The 13,862-nt window shown below is 76.3% G+C and carries 14 protein-coding genes and 1 pseudogene; 5 read left to right on the forward strand and 10 right to left on the reverse strand.

The window, feature by feature from the left end; translation table 11 throughout:
* Positions 1 to 45: 45 nt before the first annotated feature.
* Positions 46 to 1,518 (forward strand): potassium/proton antiporter, encoded by a 1,473-nt coding sequence (locus tag ACOQFB_RS16605; RefSeq protein ID WP_059438973.1) that lies wholly within the window; start codon positions 46 to 48, stop codon positions 1,516 to 1,518.
* 18 nt (positions 1,519 to 1,536) lie between these two features.
* Here the strand turns inward: ACOQFB_RS16605 and ACOQFB_RS16610 are convergent, their stop codons facing one another.
* The 5 genes from ACOQFB_RS16610 to ACOQFB_RS16630 form a co-directional block, all read right to left on the reverse strand.
* Entirely contained in the window at positions 1,537 to 2,178 is a 642-nt protein-coding gene (locus ACOQFB_RS16610; RefSeq protein ID WP_421609833.1) for a TPM domain-containing protein, read from the reverse strand.
* Positions 2,179 to 2,188: 10 nt separating this feature from the next.
* Complete coding sequence (locus ACOQFB_RS16615; protein WP_494492282.1) at positions 2,189 to 2,407, reverse strand: hypothetical protein; 219 nt, start codon at positions 2,405 to 2,407, stop codon at positions 2,189 to 2,191.
* Positions 2,362 to 2,976, reverse strand: a complete 615-nt coding sequence (locus ACOQFB_RS16620) for a TPM domain-containing protein (RefSeq protein ID WP_494492283.1) — start codon at positions 2,974 to 2,976, stop codon at positions 2,362 to 2,364. The genes ACOQFB_RS16615 and ACOQFB_RS16620 overlap by 46 nt, the downstream gene beginning before the upstream one ends.
* Complete coding sequence (locus ACOQFB_RS16625; protein WP_421609831.1) at positions 2,976 to 3,560, reverse strand: LemA family protein; 585 nt, start codon at positions 3,558 to 3,560, stop codon at positions 2,976 to 2,978. The genes ACOQFB_RS16620 and ACOQFB_RS16625 overlap by 1 nt, the downstream gene beginning before the upstream one ends.
* Before the next feature lie 93 nt (positions 3,561 to 3,653).
* Positions 3,654 to 4,205 carry a BP74-related protein gene (locus ACOQFB_RS16630; RefSeq protein WP_421609830.1) on the reverse strand — a complete coding sequence of 184 codons (552 nt, stop codon included), beginning with the start codon at positions 4,203 to 4,205 and terminating at the stop codon, positions 3,654 to 3,656.
* A gap of 107 nt (positions 4,206 to 4,312) precedes the next feature.
* On the opposite strand from ACOQFB_RS16630, the gene ACOQFB_RS16635 reads away from it, so the two are divergent.
* The gene (locus tag ACOQFB_RS16635) at positions 4,313 to 4,750 is read left to right on the forward strand and encodes an MGMT family protein (RefSeq protein ID WP_421609829.1); all 438 of its coding nucleotides are present in this window, start codon (positions 4,313 to 4,315) and stop codon (positions 4,748 to 4,750) included.
* Here ACOQFB_RS16635 and ACOQFB_RS16640 read toward each other — a convergent pair.
* Positions 4,653 to 7,178 (reverse strand): glycogen/starch/alpha-glucan phosphorylase, encoded by a 2,526-nt coding sequence (locus ACOQFB_RS16640; RefSeq protein WP_059439246.1) that lies wholly within the window; start codon positions 7,176 to 7,178, stop codon positions 4,653 to 4,655. The two genes, ACOQFB_RS16635 and ACOQFB_RS16640, sit on opposite strands and share 98 nt — an antisense overlap.
* 124 nt (positions 7,179 to 7,302) lie before the next feature.
* On the reverse strand, positions 7,303 to 8,700 hold the full coding sequence (locus tag ACOQFB_RS16645; RefSeq protein ID WP_059439247.1) for a M20/M25/M40 family metallo-hydrolase: 1,398 nt from the start codon (positions 8,698 to 8,700) through the stop codon (positions 7,303 to 7,305).
* A gap of 70 nt (positions 8,701 to 8,770) precedes the next feature.
* On the opposite strand from ACOQFB_RS16645, the gene ACOQFB_RS16650 reads away from it, so the two are divergent.
* From ACOQFB_RS16650 to ACOQFB_RS16660, 3 genes are read left to right on the forward strand one after another with little or no spacing between them, the layout of a single operon-like run.
* The gene (locus ACOQFB_RS16650) at positions 8,771 to 9,910 is read left to right on the forward strand and encodes a YcaO-like family protein (protein WP_421609828.1); all 1,140 of its coding nucleotides are present in this window, start codon (positions 8,771 to 8,773) and stop codon (positions 9,908 to 9,910) included.
* Positions 9,907 to 11,112 (forward strand): TfuA-like protein, encoded by a 1,206-nt coding sequence (locus tag ACOQFB_RS16655; RefSeq protein ID WP_421609827.1) that lies wholly within the window; start codon positions 9,907 to 9,909, stop codon positions 11,110 to 11,112. The genes ACOQFB_RS16650 and ACOQFB_RS16655 overlap by 4 nt, the downstream gene beginning before the upstream one ends.
* Positions 11,109 to 11,498 carry a translation initiation factor gene (locus tag ACOQFB_RS16660; RefSeq protein WP_421609826.1) on the forward strand — a complete coding sequence of 130 codons (390 nt, stop codon included), beginning with the start codon at positions 11,109 to 11,111 and terminating at the stop codon, positions 11,496 to 11,498. Before ACOQFB_RS16655 ends, ACOQFB_RS16660 begins: the two co-directional genes overlap by 4 nt.
* Before the next feature lie 36 nt (positions 11,499 to 11,534).
* On the opposite strand, the pseudogene ACOQFB_RS16665 reads toward ACOQFB_RS16660, so the two are convergent.
* The 3 genes and pseudogenes from ACOQFB_RS16665 to ACOQFB_RS16675 form a co-directional block, all read right to left on the reverse strand.
* Positions 11,535 to 12,407: pseudogene (locus ACOQFB_RS16665) on the reverse strand (HNH endonuclease).
* Between the two features lie 193 nt (positions 12,408 to 12,600).
* Positions 12,601 to 13,005, reverse strand: a complete 405-nt coding sequence (locus ACOQFB_RS16670; RefSeq protein ID WP_494492284.1) for a pyridoxamine 5'-phosphate oxidase family protein — start codon at positions 13,003 to 13,005, stop codon at positions 12,601 to 12,603.
* A gap of 209 nt (positions 13,006 to 13,214) precedes the next feature.
* A complete protein-coding gene (locus ACOQFB_RS16675) occupies positions 13,215 to 13,841 on the reverse strand; it encodes a helix-turn-helix transcriptional regulator (protein WP_421609824.1) in 627 nt (208 codons plus the stop codon).
* Between the last annotated feature and the right edge of the window lie 21 nt (positions 13,842 to 13,862).

Genomic DNA, 13,862 nt, shown 5'->3' on the forward strand with positions numbered 1-13,862 from the left:
GCGCGCGCGCCCCCACGGCGGCGCGGCCTCGGTTAAGGTCGGCGGGTGACCGAGCCGCTCCCCACCGCCATCGCGCTCACCGCCACCGCGCTCCTGCTCGGCCTGAGCGTCCTCTCCTCCCGCACCTCCGGACGGCTGGGCGTCCCGTTCGCGCTGCTGTTCCTGGCGGTGGGCATCCTGGCGGGCTCGGAGGGCGTCGGCGGGATCGCCTTCGCCGACTACCACCTCACCTTCCGGGTGGGCACGGTGGCGCTGGTGCTGATCCTGTTCGAGGGCGGCCTCAGCACCGACGTGCGCGGGCTGCGCCAGATCCTGGCGCCCGCCGCGCTGCTCGCCACCGCCGGCGTGGCCGGCACCGCCGCGCTCACCGCGCTGGGCGCGCGCGCGTTCGGCCTGCCCTGGTCGGAGGCGCTGCTGCTCGGCGCCATCGTCTCCTCCACCGACGCCGCGGCGGTGTTCTCCGCGCTGCGCAACGCCGGGGTGCGGGTGCGCCCGCGCGTGGCGCACCTGCTCGAGGTCGAGTCGGGCGGCAACGACCCGATGGCCGTGATACTCACGCTCGCCGTGACGCAGGTCCTCGCGTCCGGCGAGCCGGTGCGCTGGACCATCCTGCTGGAGATCGCGCTCCAGCTCGCGGTCGGGCTCGCCGCCGGCGTGGGCATCGGCCTGGGCGGGCGCTGGCTCCTGCGCCGCGCGCACCTCGCCGCGAGCGGGCTCTACCCGGTCCTGACGCTGTCGATCGCGCTGTTCGCGTTCGGCGCGCCCACGCTGCTGTGGGGCAGCGGCTTCGTGGCGGTGTACGCGGCCGGGATCACGCTCGGCGCGGGCCAGCTCCCGTACCTGCCCGGCCTGCGCCGCGTGCACGACGCCATGGCCTGGTTCAGCCAGGTGGCGATGTTCCTGCTCCTCGGCCTGCTGGTGTTCCCGTCGCGGGTGGCGGCGGTCGCCGGCCCCGGGCTCGCGATCGGCCTGCTGCTCGCGTTCGTGGCGCGGCCGCTGGTGGTGGTGCTCATGCTGCTGCCGTTCCGGATGCCGGCGCGCGAGGTGGCCTTCATCTCCTGGGTCGGGCTGCGCGGCGCGGTGCCCATCATGCTCGCCACCACGCCGGTGCTGGCCGGGCTCCCGTTTGCGGAGCACGTCTTCGACCTGGTCTTCTTCGTGGTGGTGGTGAGCACGGTGGTGCAGGGCTCGACCATCGCCTGGCTCGCGCGGAAGCTCGGCCTCGAGACCGCGGGGCCGCCCCCGCCGCGCGCCGTCCTCGAGATCGTGTCCACCCAGCAGCTCGGCGGCGAGGTCGCCTCGTACTACGTCGAGCCCGCGAGCGCCGTCGCCGGCTCGCGCATCTCGGAGCTGCCGTTCCCGGAGGGCTCGACCGTGATGCTGGTGGTCCGCGGCCGCGAGCTGGTGGCGGCGCGCGGGCGGACCGTGCTCCAGCCCGGCGACCACGTCTACGTGTTCGCCCCGCCGGACGAGAAGCCGTTCGTGCAGCTCCTGTTCGGCCGCGAGGAGGAGGGCTGAGCCGGCCGAGCCGCGCCGTCAGGTGCGCGAGGCGCGGATGGCGTCCTCGAGCTCGTTCGGCGGCGGCCGGGCGGCGGGGTCGCGGGGGAAGTGCTCGGCGAGCCGGGCGCCGCACTGGGCGATCGCCTCGACGAAGCCGCGCCCCGGCTCGCCGGCGCGCATCCCGGCCACCAGCGCCGCGACCGCGCGGTCCCAGCCCGCGTCGCCCATCTTCTCGTGGATGCCGCGGTCGCCCAGGATCACCGCCTCGCGCTCGAACAGCGACGCGAACACCAGCACCCCGGTGCCCTCCGCGGTCCGGTGCAGCCCGTTCTCGTGGAACGCGCGCACCGCCCGCGCGCGCACCGCCTGGTCGAGCGCGCGCGCGCCGGCGAGCCGGCGCTCCACCGGATCCCACATCGAGAGCCACGCGCCGAGCAGGCCGGCCGCGAGCTGGACGAGCGGCAGCTCGGCCAGCGTGACCGGGAGGTGCAGCGCCAGCACCGCCGCGGAGGCGATCGCGGCCGCGAGGAGCGCGCCGCGGTAGCGGACCTCCGGGTACGGATCGCTCTTCTCCACCACCACCGGGACGATCTGGCCGCGCGAGAGCGCCTCGGCGCGCCCGACCGCCTCCGCGATGCGCCGGCGGGCCGCCTCGTCGAACTGCAGCTCGAGCTTCACGCGCGCCTCCTCACCAGCGCCCCGAGGCGCCGCCGCCCGAGAACCCGCCCCCGCCGCCCGACCAGCCGCCGCCGCCCCCGCCGAAGCCGCCCCCTCCCCACGGCCCGCCGCCGCCCCAGGGCCCGCCGCCGCCCCACCACAGCGAGCGGCGCCGGCGCGGGCCGAAGCCGGTCAGGACGCGGATCACGAACGCGACCACGAACAGGAGCAGCACGAACAGCGAGGGCACGCGAACCTGCGGCCGGACCGCCCGGCGCGCGTCCACGCCCTGCGGCAGCGCGCCCAGCGCCCCCAGGACCTGCACGCCGGCGTCGTAGAGCCCGTCCCCGAGCGCTGCTGCCGGAACGCGGGGGCGATGACGCCGCGGATGATGCGCGAGGACTGCACGTCGGTGAGGCCACCCTCCAGGCCGCCGCCCACCTCGATGCGCACCTGGCGGTCCTCGACCGCGACCGTCACCAGCACGCCGTCGTCCTTGCCGCGCGTCCCGATCTTCCAGGCCTCGGCGACGCGGATCGAGTAGTCCTCGATGGGCTCGCCCTCGAGCGTGCGCACCAGCAGGTACTGGAGCTGCACGCCCTGCCCGCCCTCGGCGCCGCGGGCCGCCCGGGAGAGCGCCGCGAGCCGCTCCTCGTCGGCGCGCGAGAGCACGCCGGCCGCGTCCACCACCGGGCCGGTGAGCGGCGGGATGGCCGTCTCGGCGGCGGCGGGCGGCGCGGCGGCGAGCGCCGCGGCGAGGACGCCGGCGGCCGCGAGCGCGCGCAGGCGGCGGCCGGCCGGGGCGGCGGCGACCGCCATCAGAACTTCACCGCGGGCGCCTTCTCCGCCCCCTGCGTGGTGGCGGTGAACTGCGCCTTGGGCTGCTTGTGGTACATCATCGAGTTCGTCCAGCTGGTGGGCGGCACGGTCACGAGATCGTTGAACCGCTGCACCTCCTGGATGTACCGGCGGCGCGCGATCCCGATGCGGTTCTCGGTGCCCTCGAGCTGCGCCTGCAGGTCGCGGAAGTTCTCGTTCGCCTTCAGCTGCGGGTAGTTCTCCGAGACCGCGAGCAGCCGCCCCAGCGCCGAGGACAGCGCGCCCTGCGCGCCCTCGAACTTCTTCAGGTTCTCCGGCGTGAGCTGGTCCACCGGGATGCGCACCTGGGTGGCCTGGGCGCGGGCCGCCATCACCGCCTCGAGCGTGCCGCGCTCGTGCGAGGCGTAGCCCTTCACCGTCTCGACCAGGTTGGGCACCAGGTCGGCGCGGCGCTGGTACTGGTTCTCCACCTCCGCCCAGGCCGCGGAGACGGCGTTCTCGGCCTGGGGGATGGACTGGAAGCCGCAGCCGGCGAGCAGGAGGCCGGCCGCGGCGGCGGCGACGACGGAGCGCGCGTGAGTCATGCGCCGGAGGCTAGCGCGCCGGGACCGGCGCGAGAAGGACGAATTACCGCAGCCACACCCAGGCCGGGCCTGGGGATCCGCCGGGGGCCTGCTTCACTGCCTGTGGACCGCGAGGACCCGCGCCGGGGGGCACCACACGCCCACCTGGGCGATCCACCCGGCGGGATCCGCCTGGACCGAGCTGGGGCAGGCGCTGCACGAGGTGGGCGCGGCATCCGCGAACCGGGCGGTCGCGGGCGACGGGCTCCAGCTCCACTGCGCGTCGCAGTCGCTCCCGTCGCGGAGGTCGAACGTGGGCACGGCGGCGCCGGGCGACGCGGGGTCGGCGACCAGCGCCTCGGCGCGGCTGATGAAGTCGGGCGCGACGATCCACGCCTTCACGGTGTCCCCGCACACGCCCAGGGTCACGAACGCGCCGCCGGACCGGCTCACGCAGGCGGCGTTGGGATCCGACACGCAGGCGCCGCTCAGGCACACCTCGCCGCCGCCGCACGCGTTGCCGCACTCGCCGCAGTGCAGCCGGTCGGTGCGCAGGTCGTAGCAGATGCCGCCGCACGCCTCGAGCGGCGCCGGGCAGGGCTCGGTGTCGAAGCAGCCCGACGCCGCCAGCACCGCCGCGATGACCCCCCACCTCGCCCCGTGCATGTGACCTCCCGCGGCGCCGCCGCGGCCCGAGCCTAGCATCGGACGCCCGCGCCGGCACGCCGCGTGCGGGACCCGGGCGGCGGCCGGCGCGGTGGTAGGCTCCGCGCATGGCGGAGCCGGCCGGCTGGGCGCTGTTCTATCGCGTGGTGAAGCGGATCCCGCGGGGCCGGGTCGCGACCTACGGGCAGGTGGCGCTCGCCGCCGGCAAGCCCGGCGCGGCCCGGCAGGTCGGGTACGCGATGGCGGCGCTGCGCGGGACCCGCCACGCCGTCCCCTGGCAGCGGGTGCTGGGGGCGCGCCCGCGCGGGCGGGCCGGGATCAGCCTGCTCGATCCGATGGGCGCGGCGGTGCAGCGCGCGCTGCTCGAGGCGGAGGGCGTCCGCTTCGACGCGCAGGGGCGCGTGGAGCTGGCCGAGTTCGGCTGGCGCGGTCCGCGGACCGGCCGCGCTACTCCACCACCCGCACCGGCGGCACCTTCCAGATCTCGGTCGCGTACTCGTGGATCGTCCGGTCGGACGAGAACTTCCCGGCGCGCGCCACGTTGAGGATCGCCTTGCGGGTCCAGCCGTCCGGATCGCGGTACGCCTGCTCCACCCGCTCCTGGCACGCGCAGTAGGCGGCGAAGTCCGCCAGCACGAGGTACGGGTCCCCGCCGTTGAGGAGCGACTCGACCACCGGCCGGAACAGCCCCGGCTCGCCGGGCGAGAACGTGCCCGAGGACAGCGCGTCCAGCACCTGCTTGATGCGCCGGTCCTTGCGGTACCACTCCCACGGGTCGTAGCCGCCCTTCTTCAGCGCCGCGACCTCCTCCACGGTGAGGCCGAACAGGAAGAAGTTCTCCGCGCCCACCTCCTCGCGGATCTCCACGTTCGCGCCGTCGAGCGTGCCCACGGTGAGCGCGCCGTTCAGCGCGAACTTCATGTTGCCGGTGCCGGACGCCTCCTTGCCCGCCGTGGAGATCTGCTCGGACACCTCGGCGGCCGGGAAGATGCGCTCGGCGAGCGACACCCGGTAGTTGCGCAGGAACGCCACCGCGATGCGGCCGCGGACGTCCACGTCGCGGTTCACCACGTCGGCCACCGAGCCGACGAGCTTGATGATCCACTTCGCCATCGCGTAGCCCGGCGCCGCCTTGCCGCCGAACAGGTAGCTGCGCGGGTACGGGTCGTAGCCGCGGTCCTCCTTGAGCCGGAGGTACTCGCTCGCGACCCGCAGGATGGCGAGCAGCTGCCGCTTGTACTCGTGGATGCGCTTCACCTGGACGTCGAAGATCGAGTCGAGGTCGAGCGAGATCCCGTTCTCGGCGCGGACGATCTCGGCGAGCCGCTCCTTGTTGTCGCGCTTCACGTCCCGGAACAGGCGGCGGAAGCCCGCGTCCTCGGCGAGCGGCTCGAGGCCGCGGAGCTGCGCGGCGTCGGTCACCCACCCCGGCCCGATGACCTCGGTGATGGACCGCGCCAGCCCGGGGTTCGCCTGCAGCAGCCAGCGCCGGGGCGTCACGCCGTTGGTCTTGTTGTTGAACCGCTCCGGCCAGAGCGCGTTGAAGTCGTGGAACAGCTCGCGCTTCAGCAGCTCGGTGTGGAGCGCGGCCACGCCGTTCACCGAGTGCGAGCCGATCACCGCCAGGTTCGCCATCCGCACCTGCTTGACCGGCCCCTCCTCGATGAGGCTCATGCGCTGCAGCGCCGGCTCGTCCGCCTTGCGCGCGGCGCGCACGCCGTCGAGGAACCGCCGGTTCACCTCGAAGACGATCTCGAGGTGGCGCGGCAGCACCCGGCCGAACAGGTCCACCGACCACTTCTCCAGCGCCTCCGGCATGAGCGTGTGGTTGGTGTAGCCGAAGGTGCCGCCGCAGATCTCCCAGGCCTGGCCCCACTCCAGCCCGTGCTCGTCCACCAGCACCCGCATCAGCTCGGCCACCGCGATGGCCGGGTGCGTGTCGTTCATCTGGATCGCCACCTTGTCCGGGAAGTCGGAGAAGCCCTCGTGCACCTTGAGGTGGCGGTTGACGATGTCGTGGATGGAGCAGCAGACGAAGAAGTACTGCTGCTGGAGGCGCAGCTCCTTGCCCATCACGGTGAGGTCGTTCGGGTAGAGGACCTTGGAGATGTTCTCGGAGAGGTCCTTCTCCTCGACGGCCGACAGGTAGTCGCCGGCGTTGAAGTCGGCGAGGTCCAGCTCCTGCGACGCGCGGGCGCGCCACAGCCGCAGCGTGTTGACGGTCTGGTTGCCGTGCCCGGTGATGGGCACGTCGTACGGCATGCCCAGCACGTGGCGCGCGTCCGCCCAGCGCACCTGGAGCCGGCCCTTCCCGTCCACGCCGTGCTCGGTGCGCCCGTAGAACGAGACCGGCACGCAGGCGTCGCCGCGCGGGATCTCCCACGCGCTGCCGAAGCGCAGCCACTCCTCCGGGCGCTCCACCTGGTAGCCGTTCCGGATCTCCTGGTCGAAGATGCCGAACTCGTAGCGGATGCCGTAGCCGTACGCGGGGATCGACAGCGTGGCGAGCGAGTCGAGGAAGCAGGCGGCGAGCCGCCCCAGGCCGCCGTTGCCCAGCCCGGCGTCGGGCTCCTGCTCCAGCAGCGCGTTCAGGTCGAGCCCGAGGTCGCTCAGGGCCGACCGCATGTTGTCGTAGATGCCGAGGTTCAGCAGGTTGTTCTCGAGCGCCTTGCCCATCAGGAACTCGAGCGAGAGGTAGTAGACCCGCTTCGCGTCGGCCTTGTAGTAGGTCTGCTGCGTCTGGATCCACCGCCGCATCATCCGGTCGCGCACCGCGTAGGCCACCGCGAAGTAGCGGTCGAGCGGCGTGGCGGTGTGCTCGTCCTTGCCCTGCGAGTACTGGAGGTGATCGGCGAACGCGCGGCGGAGCGCGTCCACGTCCAGCGCCGTGCGGGCGTTGGGCAGGTCGCGGGCGCGCTCGAGCGCGCGCGCCTCCTCGGTGCGGGCGGCGGCGGCTTTCCTCGGTGGGGCCATGCTCTCCTCAGGGTGCGCACCGGGCGCGGGCGGCGGCCACGGCAGGCGGCGGGTCATCATAGCCGCATCCCCGCCGCGGCGCGGCGGGCCGGACGGCGCGCCGCACCGGCCGGGCGCGCGGGCGCTACCGGCGGAGCGCGCCGGCCAGCTCCTCGTAGAGGTGGATCGCGCTCCGGATGGCCTTCTGGAAGTCGGAGAGCAGCAGGCTCTCGTTCTCCGAGTGCGCGTTGGAGGACGGGTCCTCGACGCCGATGAGCAGGGCCGGGACGCCGCCGAGCGCCTTGGCGAACGGCTCCACGAACCCGATCGACCCGCCGCACCCGATGGCGAGGGCGGGGCGCCCGAACCCCTTCTCCAGCGCCCGGAACGCCGCGTCGAACGCCGGGTGGCCGAGGTCGGTGATCCAGGGCGCGCCGGCGGTGTCCGGCTTGACGTTCACCTCCACGCCCCAGGGCGCGGCGGCGTGCAGCGCCGCGACGAGCTTCTCGCGCACGTCCACCGGGTCCATGTCCGGGACCAGGCGCACACCGAGGCGCGCCCAGGCCACGTCGTTGATGATGTTGCGCGCGTCCTTGCGCGAGGACGCCTGGATGGCGTTCACCGCCAGCGAGGGCTGCCACCAGTTCGTCTCCAGCGGGTGCCGGCCGCCCAGCAGCCGCACGCCGGGCCGCAGCCGGGCCTGCCGCCGGATGTCCTCCTCGGTGACCGGCAGCGCGGCGATGGCCTCGCGCTGCTCGCGGGTGAGCGGGCGGACGCGATCGTGGATCCCGGGGATGGTGATGCGCCCGTCGTCGTCCACCAGCGCGGCGAGCATCTTGGCGAGCGCCATGGTGGGGTCCGGCACCGGGCCGCCCCACATGCCGGAGTGGACGCTCTGCTCGAGCGCGCGGACCTCGACCTCGAGCACCACCAGGCCGCGGAGCGCCACCGTGATCGACGGCACGCCCGCGTCCACGTTGCCGGTGTCGGTGAGCACCATCGCGTCCGCGTCGAGGCGCGAGCGGTAGCGGGTGAGGAAGGCGGTCAGGTGGTCGGAGCCGATCTCCTCCTCGCCCTCGACCACGATCTTCACGTTGAGCGGCATGCGCCGCGCGCCGCGCACCCAGGAGTCCACCGCCGCCGCGTGCACGATGATGCCGGCCTTGTCGTCGGCGGCGCCGCGGCCCCACAGCCGGCCGTCGCGCTCGGTGGGCTCGAACGGCGGGGTCTTCCAGGCCTCCGCCTCGCCGGCCGGCTGCACGTCGTGGTGCGCGTACAGGAGCAGCGTGGGCGCGGCGGGGTCCTCGATGCGCTCGCCGAAGACGTACGGGTGCGCGCCCTCCACCTCGAGCACCTCGACCTTCTCGAAGCCCCGCCGGCGCAGGAGCTCGGCGGTGGCCTCGGCGCTGCGCCGCACCTCGTTCTCCGGGAAGCCCGGGAACGAGACGCTGGGGATGCGGACCAGCCGCTTCAGCTCGTCCAGGTAGTTCGCGGCGTTCTTCTCGTAGTGGGCCAGGGCCAGGTCGACCGGCGTCTCGGGCATCGATGTCACCTCGGGCAGAAGGGGTCCCGCGCCGCGGGCGGGCGAGGGGTGGCCCGGGATATAAGGGCGCATGGCCGGGATCCCTCGACCCCTTCGGGACGGACGGCGCGGCACGCTGACGCATGCACTCGGGGTGACACGCGTCGCCCGCCTCACCGGCCTCGACCGGACCGGGGTCGAGGTGGCGAGCGCGGTGCGCCCGGACGGCCACGTGCTCCAGGTCACCAACGGCAAGGGCGCGCGGTTCGAGGACGCCGCGCTGGGGGCGCTGGCCGAGGCGGCCGAGCTGTGGGCGGCGGAGCGCCCCGGCCCCATGCCGCTGGCGTCCGCGGCGGAGCTCCGCGCCCGGCTGGGCGAGGGCGCGGTGATCGGGCCGGGCGCCCTGGCCGGCGGCGCCGCGGACCCGGCCTGGGAGGCGCTGCGCGTCGCCTGGTGCGAGGGCGTGCCGCTCGAGGGCGGCGCGCCGGTGGCGGTGCCGGCGCAGGCGGTGTACTGCCCTCCCCCCGGCGGCCCGCTGCTCGGGCCGGCCGTGCTGACCTGGACCTCGAACGGCATGGGCGCGCACCCGGACCCGGACCGCGCCGCGCTGCACGCGCTGCTCGAGGCGGCGGAGCGCGACCAGCTGGCGCGGGCGCTCCCCGAGGGCTTCACCGAGGGTGAGCTGGCGCGGCGCCTGATCGATCCCCGCGGGCTGCCGGACGCCGCCCCGCGCGCCGCGGCGCTGGCGGCGTCGCTCGAGGCGCGCGGGCTGCGGGTCCACCTGCTCGACCTCACGCCCGCCGGGCGCGGCGCGGGCGGGCTCGGGCTGCCCGTGGCGGGCGCGCTCCTCGGGGATCCGGGCGGGCCCGTGCCGCTCGCGGCCGGCTACGCCTGCCGGCCCGGGCGCGACGAGGCGCTCGTCGCGGCGCTCCTCGAGGCCGCCCAGTCGCGCGCCACCGAGATCCACGGCGCGCGCGAGGACGTGCTGCACGGCGACCGCGCCTCGGCCGCGCCGCTCGCGCAGCTGTGCGCCGCCGTGCGCCCGTCGCGCCGGGCGGCCGCGCTGCCCTCGCTGGCCGCCCCGTCCCCTGCGGCCGCGCTCCGGCGGATCGCCGCCCGGCTCCGCGCGACCGGCCTCGGCCCGGCGGTGCGCGTCGCGCTCGAGGGCCCGCCCGGCCTGCACGTGGTGAAGATCGTCGCCCCCGGCCTCCTGCTCTCGGAGCTCCTGTGAAGCCCGCGTCCGCGCGCCTCCGGCCCGGCGACGTCGTCGCCTTCCTCGGCCCCTCGCTGCCGGCGGAGGAGGCGCGCCGGCTCGCGCCCTGCCGCGTGCTCCCGCCCGCGCGCGCCGGCGACCTGCTCGCGGTGCTGCCGGCGCGGCCGCTCGCCATCGCGCTCGTGGACGGGCTGTTCGACACGGTCCCGTCGGTGTGGCCGCGCGAGGTGCTGGCCGCGCTGGACGCGGGCGTGGCGGTGTTCGGCGGAGCGAGCATGGGCGCGCTCCGGGCCGCGGAGCTGGCGGCGCACGGGGTGGTCGGCGTCGGGCGCGTGTTCGGCTGGTACCGCGACGGCGTCATCGACGACGACGGCGAGGTGGCGCTGCTGCACGGGCGCGCCGAGGACGGCTTCCGGCCGTTCACGCTGCCGCTCGTGCAGGTGCGGGCCGCGCTGGAGGAGGCGCGCGGCGCGGGCGAGCTCGGCCCGTCGGCGGCGCGGGCGGTCCTCGCCGCGGCCGCCGCGATCCCCTACACGCAGCGCACCTGGCCCGCCGTGCTCCGCGACGCGCGGCTCGCGCCGGCCGAGCGGGCGCGCCTCGCCGAGCGGCTGCCCCGCGCGCCCGACGTGAAGCGCGCCGACGCGGAGGCGTGCCTCCTCGCCGCGGCCGCGTTCGCCCGCGCCCGGCGCCAGGGGGCGCCGCCCCCGCCGCGCCCCGCCGGCGGACCGCCCCCCGCGCACCTGCGCCGGACGCGCCTCGCGCGCGCCGCGACGCTGCTCCCCGGCGGCGCGGAGGTCCCCTCCGGCGAGGTGCTGGCCGCGCTGGCCCGCCGGCCCGACGCCCGCCGGCTCGCCGCCGACGGGCTGCGGCGCGCCGCGCTCGCCGCGCTGGCACGATCGATGGGCCTCGCCGCCGAGGAGGCGGAGACCGCGGAGGCCGAGCGCGCCTGGCTGCGCCGCGCCGGCGTGCGGACGTCCCGGCGCGCCGCGTTCCTCGCCGCCTGCGGCCTCGACGACGGCGCCGCGCGCCGGCTCTGCGAGGACCTGGCGCTGGAGGCGCGGCTCCTCGGGATGGCCGAGCGGGCCGTGCCCGACGGTCCGTCGTGGGAGGAGGGGCTGGCCCTGGCCGCGCGGCTCGGCGGCGCCTGGGTGGAGGAGGCGCAGCGGCTCGTGGCCCCGCCCGCGAAGCCTCGCCACCGCGCGAGGAGGAGGACGCCGTGAGCAAGAAGAAGGCGCCGCCCGTGGACGCGCCCGCCGGCCCGTTCAACGCCGCGTTCGAGAAGCTGCGCGCGCGGCTGCCCGAGGACCACGTCCCCTCGCAGGCGCCGGAGGCCACGCCCTCGCCACCGCCCGCGGCCGCGCCCCCCGCCCCCGCGCGCGCCGTGGTGCGCCTCGAGCGCAAGGGCCGGGGCGGGAAGGAGGCCACCGTGGTGGAGAAGCTCGCCCTCGCGCCCGGGCCGCTCGCCGAATGGGCCGACGCGCTGAAGCGCGCCCTCGGCTGCGGCGGCGGCGTGGAGGACGACGCCATCGTGCTGCAAGGCGACCAGCGGGACCGCGCCGCCGCGTGGCTGGAGCGCCGCGGGGTCCGGAAGGTGATCCGAGGCTGAGCGATCGTTTACTCAGGGTGCGGCCGTCGCATCGGGCTATCCACCCCGGCGTCTCGCCGCGTACCCGTCCATCACCGCGTCCCCGAAGGCCCGCCGCGCCTCCTCGAGGTTGTGGCCCTTGCAGCGGATGCGAAGGTTCTCGGCCGTGGAGGCCCCTCCCCGCGCCCGCGGCACGATGTGGTCGAGCTCGAGCTGGTGCGTGGAGCCGCAGGTCTCGCCGGACGGGAGGACGAAGGTGCACCGCCCGCCATCGCGCCTCCAGACCTCGCGGCGGACGTGGGCAGGGATGCGGTCCGGCCTGGAGGGGCGGCGCTTCGTCTGTGGCCGAGCGGTGATCCCCTTGCGCCGGTCGCGCTCGGCGAGGAGCCGGTCGAGCGCCGCCTCGAGGACGTTCTCGCGGGAGGCGCCGGGCATGGAATGCGAGAGCGCATCGCGGGCCGCGTCGAGCTTCTTCAGGAAGGTCTTCGAGACGGTGAGGTGCATGCGGGCCTGGTCGCCGTCGAGCCAGTCCACGGAGCTGGGCCTGGCGGCGGGCGTCACCGCTCGCAGCTCGACAGGCTCACCGCGAGCGGGCTCTGAACGACCCGCGATCTCGACCCGGCTGGGCACAGGCGGTTTCGGGCGCCCGAAATAGAGTCGGCTCCGCGGCAGGCGCCCTCACCGCAGGCGGCGCGGACACCGCCCGGACCGGCACTGGATGAGCTCGGCCGCGGTCTTCCGGTACTGAGCGGCGCCCGCCGAGAGCCCCAGCTCGCGGCGGAGGAACGAGAACAGCGAGGTGTGCCCGCGCTCCCGCCACAGCCCCCGCCGGTCGAACTCCGCCAGGGCGACGAGGAACTCCGCCATGGCATGACGCTCCGAGCGGAGCAGCGAGACGAGACGCTTCGTGAACTCGAGTGCGGTGTCCATTCACGAAGCATCGCACGCGATTTTAGCCCTCCGTAAAACGCACGAGAACGCCCGCCCGCGCCCCCCCCCCCCCCCCCGCGCCCAGCGCCCCGCCCTCGCGCCTCTCGCGAGCCGATCGCGCCGTCCCGGTTCCGGCCACGCAGCACCGCCCCCGCCCCCCGCCGCACCGTCAAAGCCTCCCAGTCCGCCCCCTTCACCGCGCGCGCAGCGCCTCCCCCGGAAAGAACCCCGCCGCCGCGAACCCGCCCACGAGCTGCACCTCCTCCACCTCGAGCCGCCACAGCGAGAAGTCGAGCGCGAGCAGCCCCTTCGCGCCGGGCACGCGCGCGGCGTACCGCTCCACCGCGTCCGCCTCCTCCGCCGCGCCCACCCGGACCACCCGGCCGACCAGCGTCGCGCGCGCGGCGGTCCGCGGATCCCCTCGCGCCGCCTCGCCGTCGAACACGAGCAGCGTGGCCCGCGGGTCCGCCTCCAGGTTCTTCGTGTGCTGCGCCAGCGCCGACAGCAGCAGCAGCGGCTCGCCGGTCGCCGCCACCGCGAACGGCACCAGCGTCCCGTACGGCCACCCCGGGTGGCGCAGGGAGAGCGTGCACAGCACCCCGGCCGCTCCCCCGCCAGCAGCGTCCGCACCGCCTCGATCCCGCCCGCGCGCTCCGCGCCCGCCTGCGCCTGCTCCTCCGCCTCGTGCCCCGCCATGCCGAGCCTCCCCGGGCGCCGCGACGCCGCCGCGCCCACCCCAGCCGATCTCGCGCCGGCCCGCCGCGCGCCACGCCCGGCCGGGCCGTGGCGCAGCGCCGCGCGACGGCGTCACAGCACCACGAGCCCGAGCCGCGCCGCGCGCACGATGGCCTCGGCGCGCGAGCCCGCGCCCAGCTTCCCGAGGATCGCGTTCACGTGGAACTTCGCGGTGTGCTCGGAGATGCCGAGCCGCGCGGCGATGGCCTTGTTGCCGAGCCCCTCGGCCACGAGCGCCAGCACCTCGCGCTCGCGCGGCGTGAGCGGCCCGCCCGCCTCGCCGGCGGGCGCCCGGAGCAGCGCCGCCGCCAGCTCGGGATCGAGCGCGGTCAGCCCCGTCACGGCCGCGCGCAGCGCCGCGGCGATCGCCTCCGCGCCGGCGCCGCGGTGGAGCACGCCCCGCGCCCCGGCCCGGAGCGCCTCGCCCGCCTGCGCCTCGCCGGCGACGAGCGCCACCACCGGCAGCCCCGCCGCGAGCGCCTCGAGCCCACCGCCGTCCGCGCCGCCGCGGGGCGTCGGAGGGGTGGGAGGCGCGCCCAGATCCCAGAGCGCCGCGTCCGCGTCGCGCGCCGCCGCCTGCGCCCGCGCCGGCTCCGCCTCGCCGGCGAGCCGGAGCTCCGGCCGCGCCCCGAGCAGCGCGGCGAGCCCGGCCCGCGCCAGCGGATCGGCCGAGACCACCAGCACCCGGAGCGGCTCCATCCCCGGGATCTAACCGCCCGC

It is taken from the genome of Anaeromyxobacter sp. Red801, assembly GCF_049201065.2.
Taxonomy (GTDB): Bacteria; Myxococcota; Myxococcia; order Myxococcales; family Anaeromyxobacteraceae; genus Anaeromyxobacter.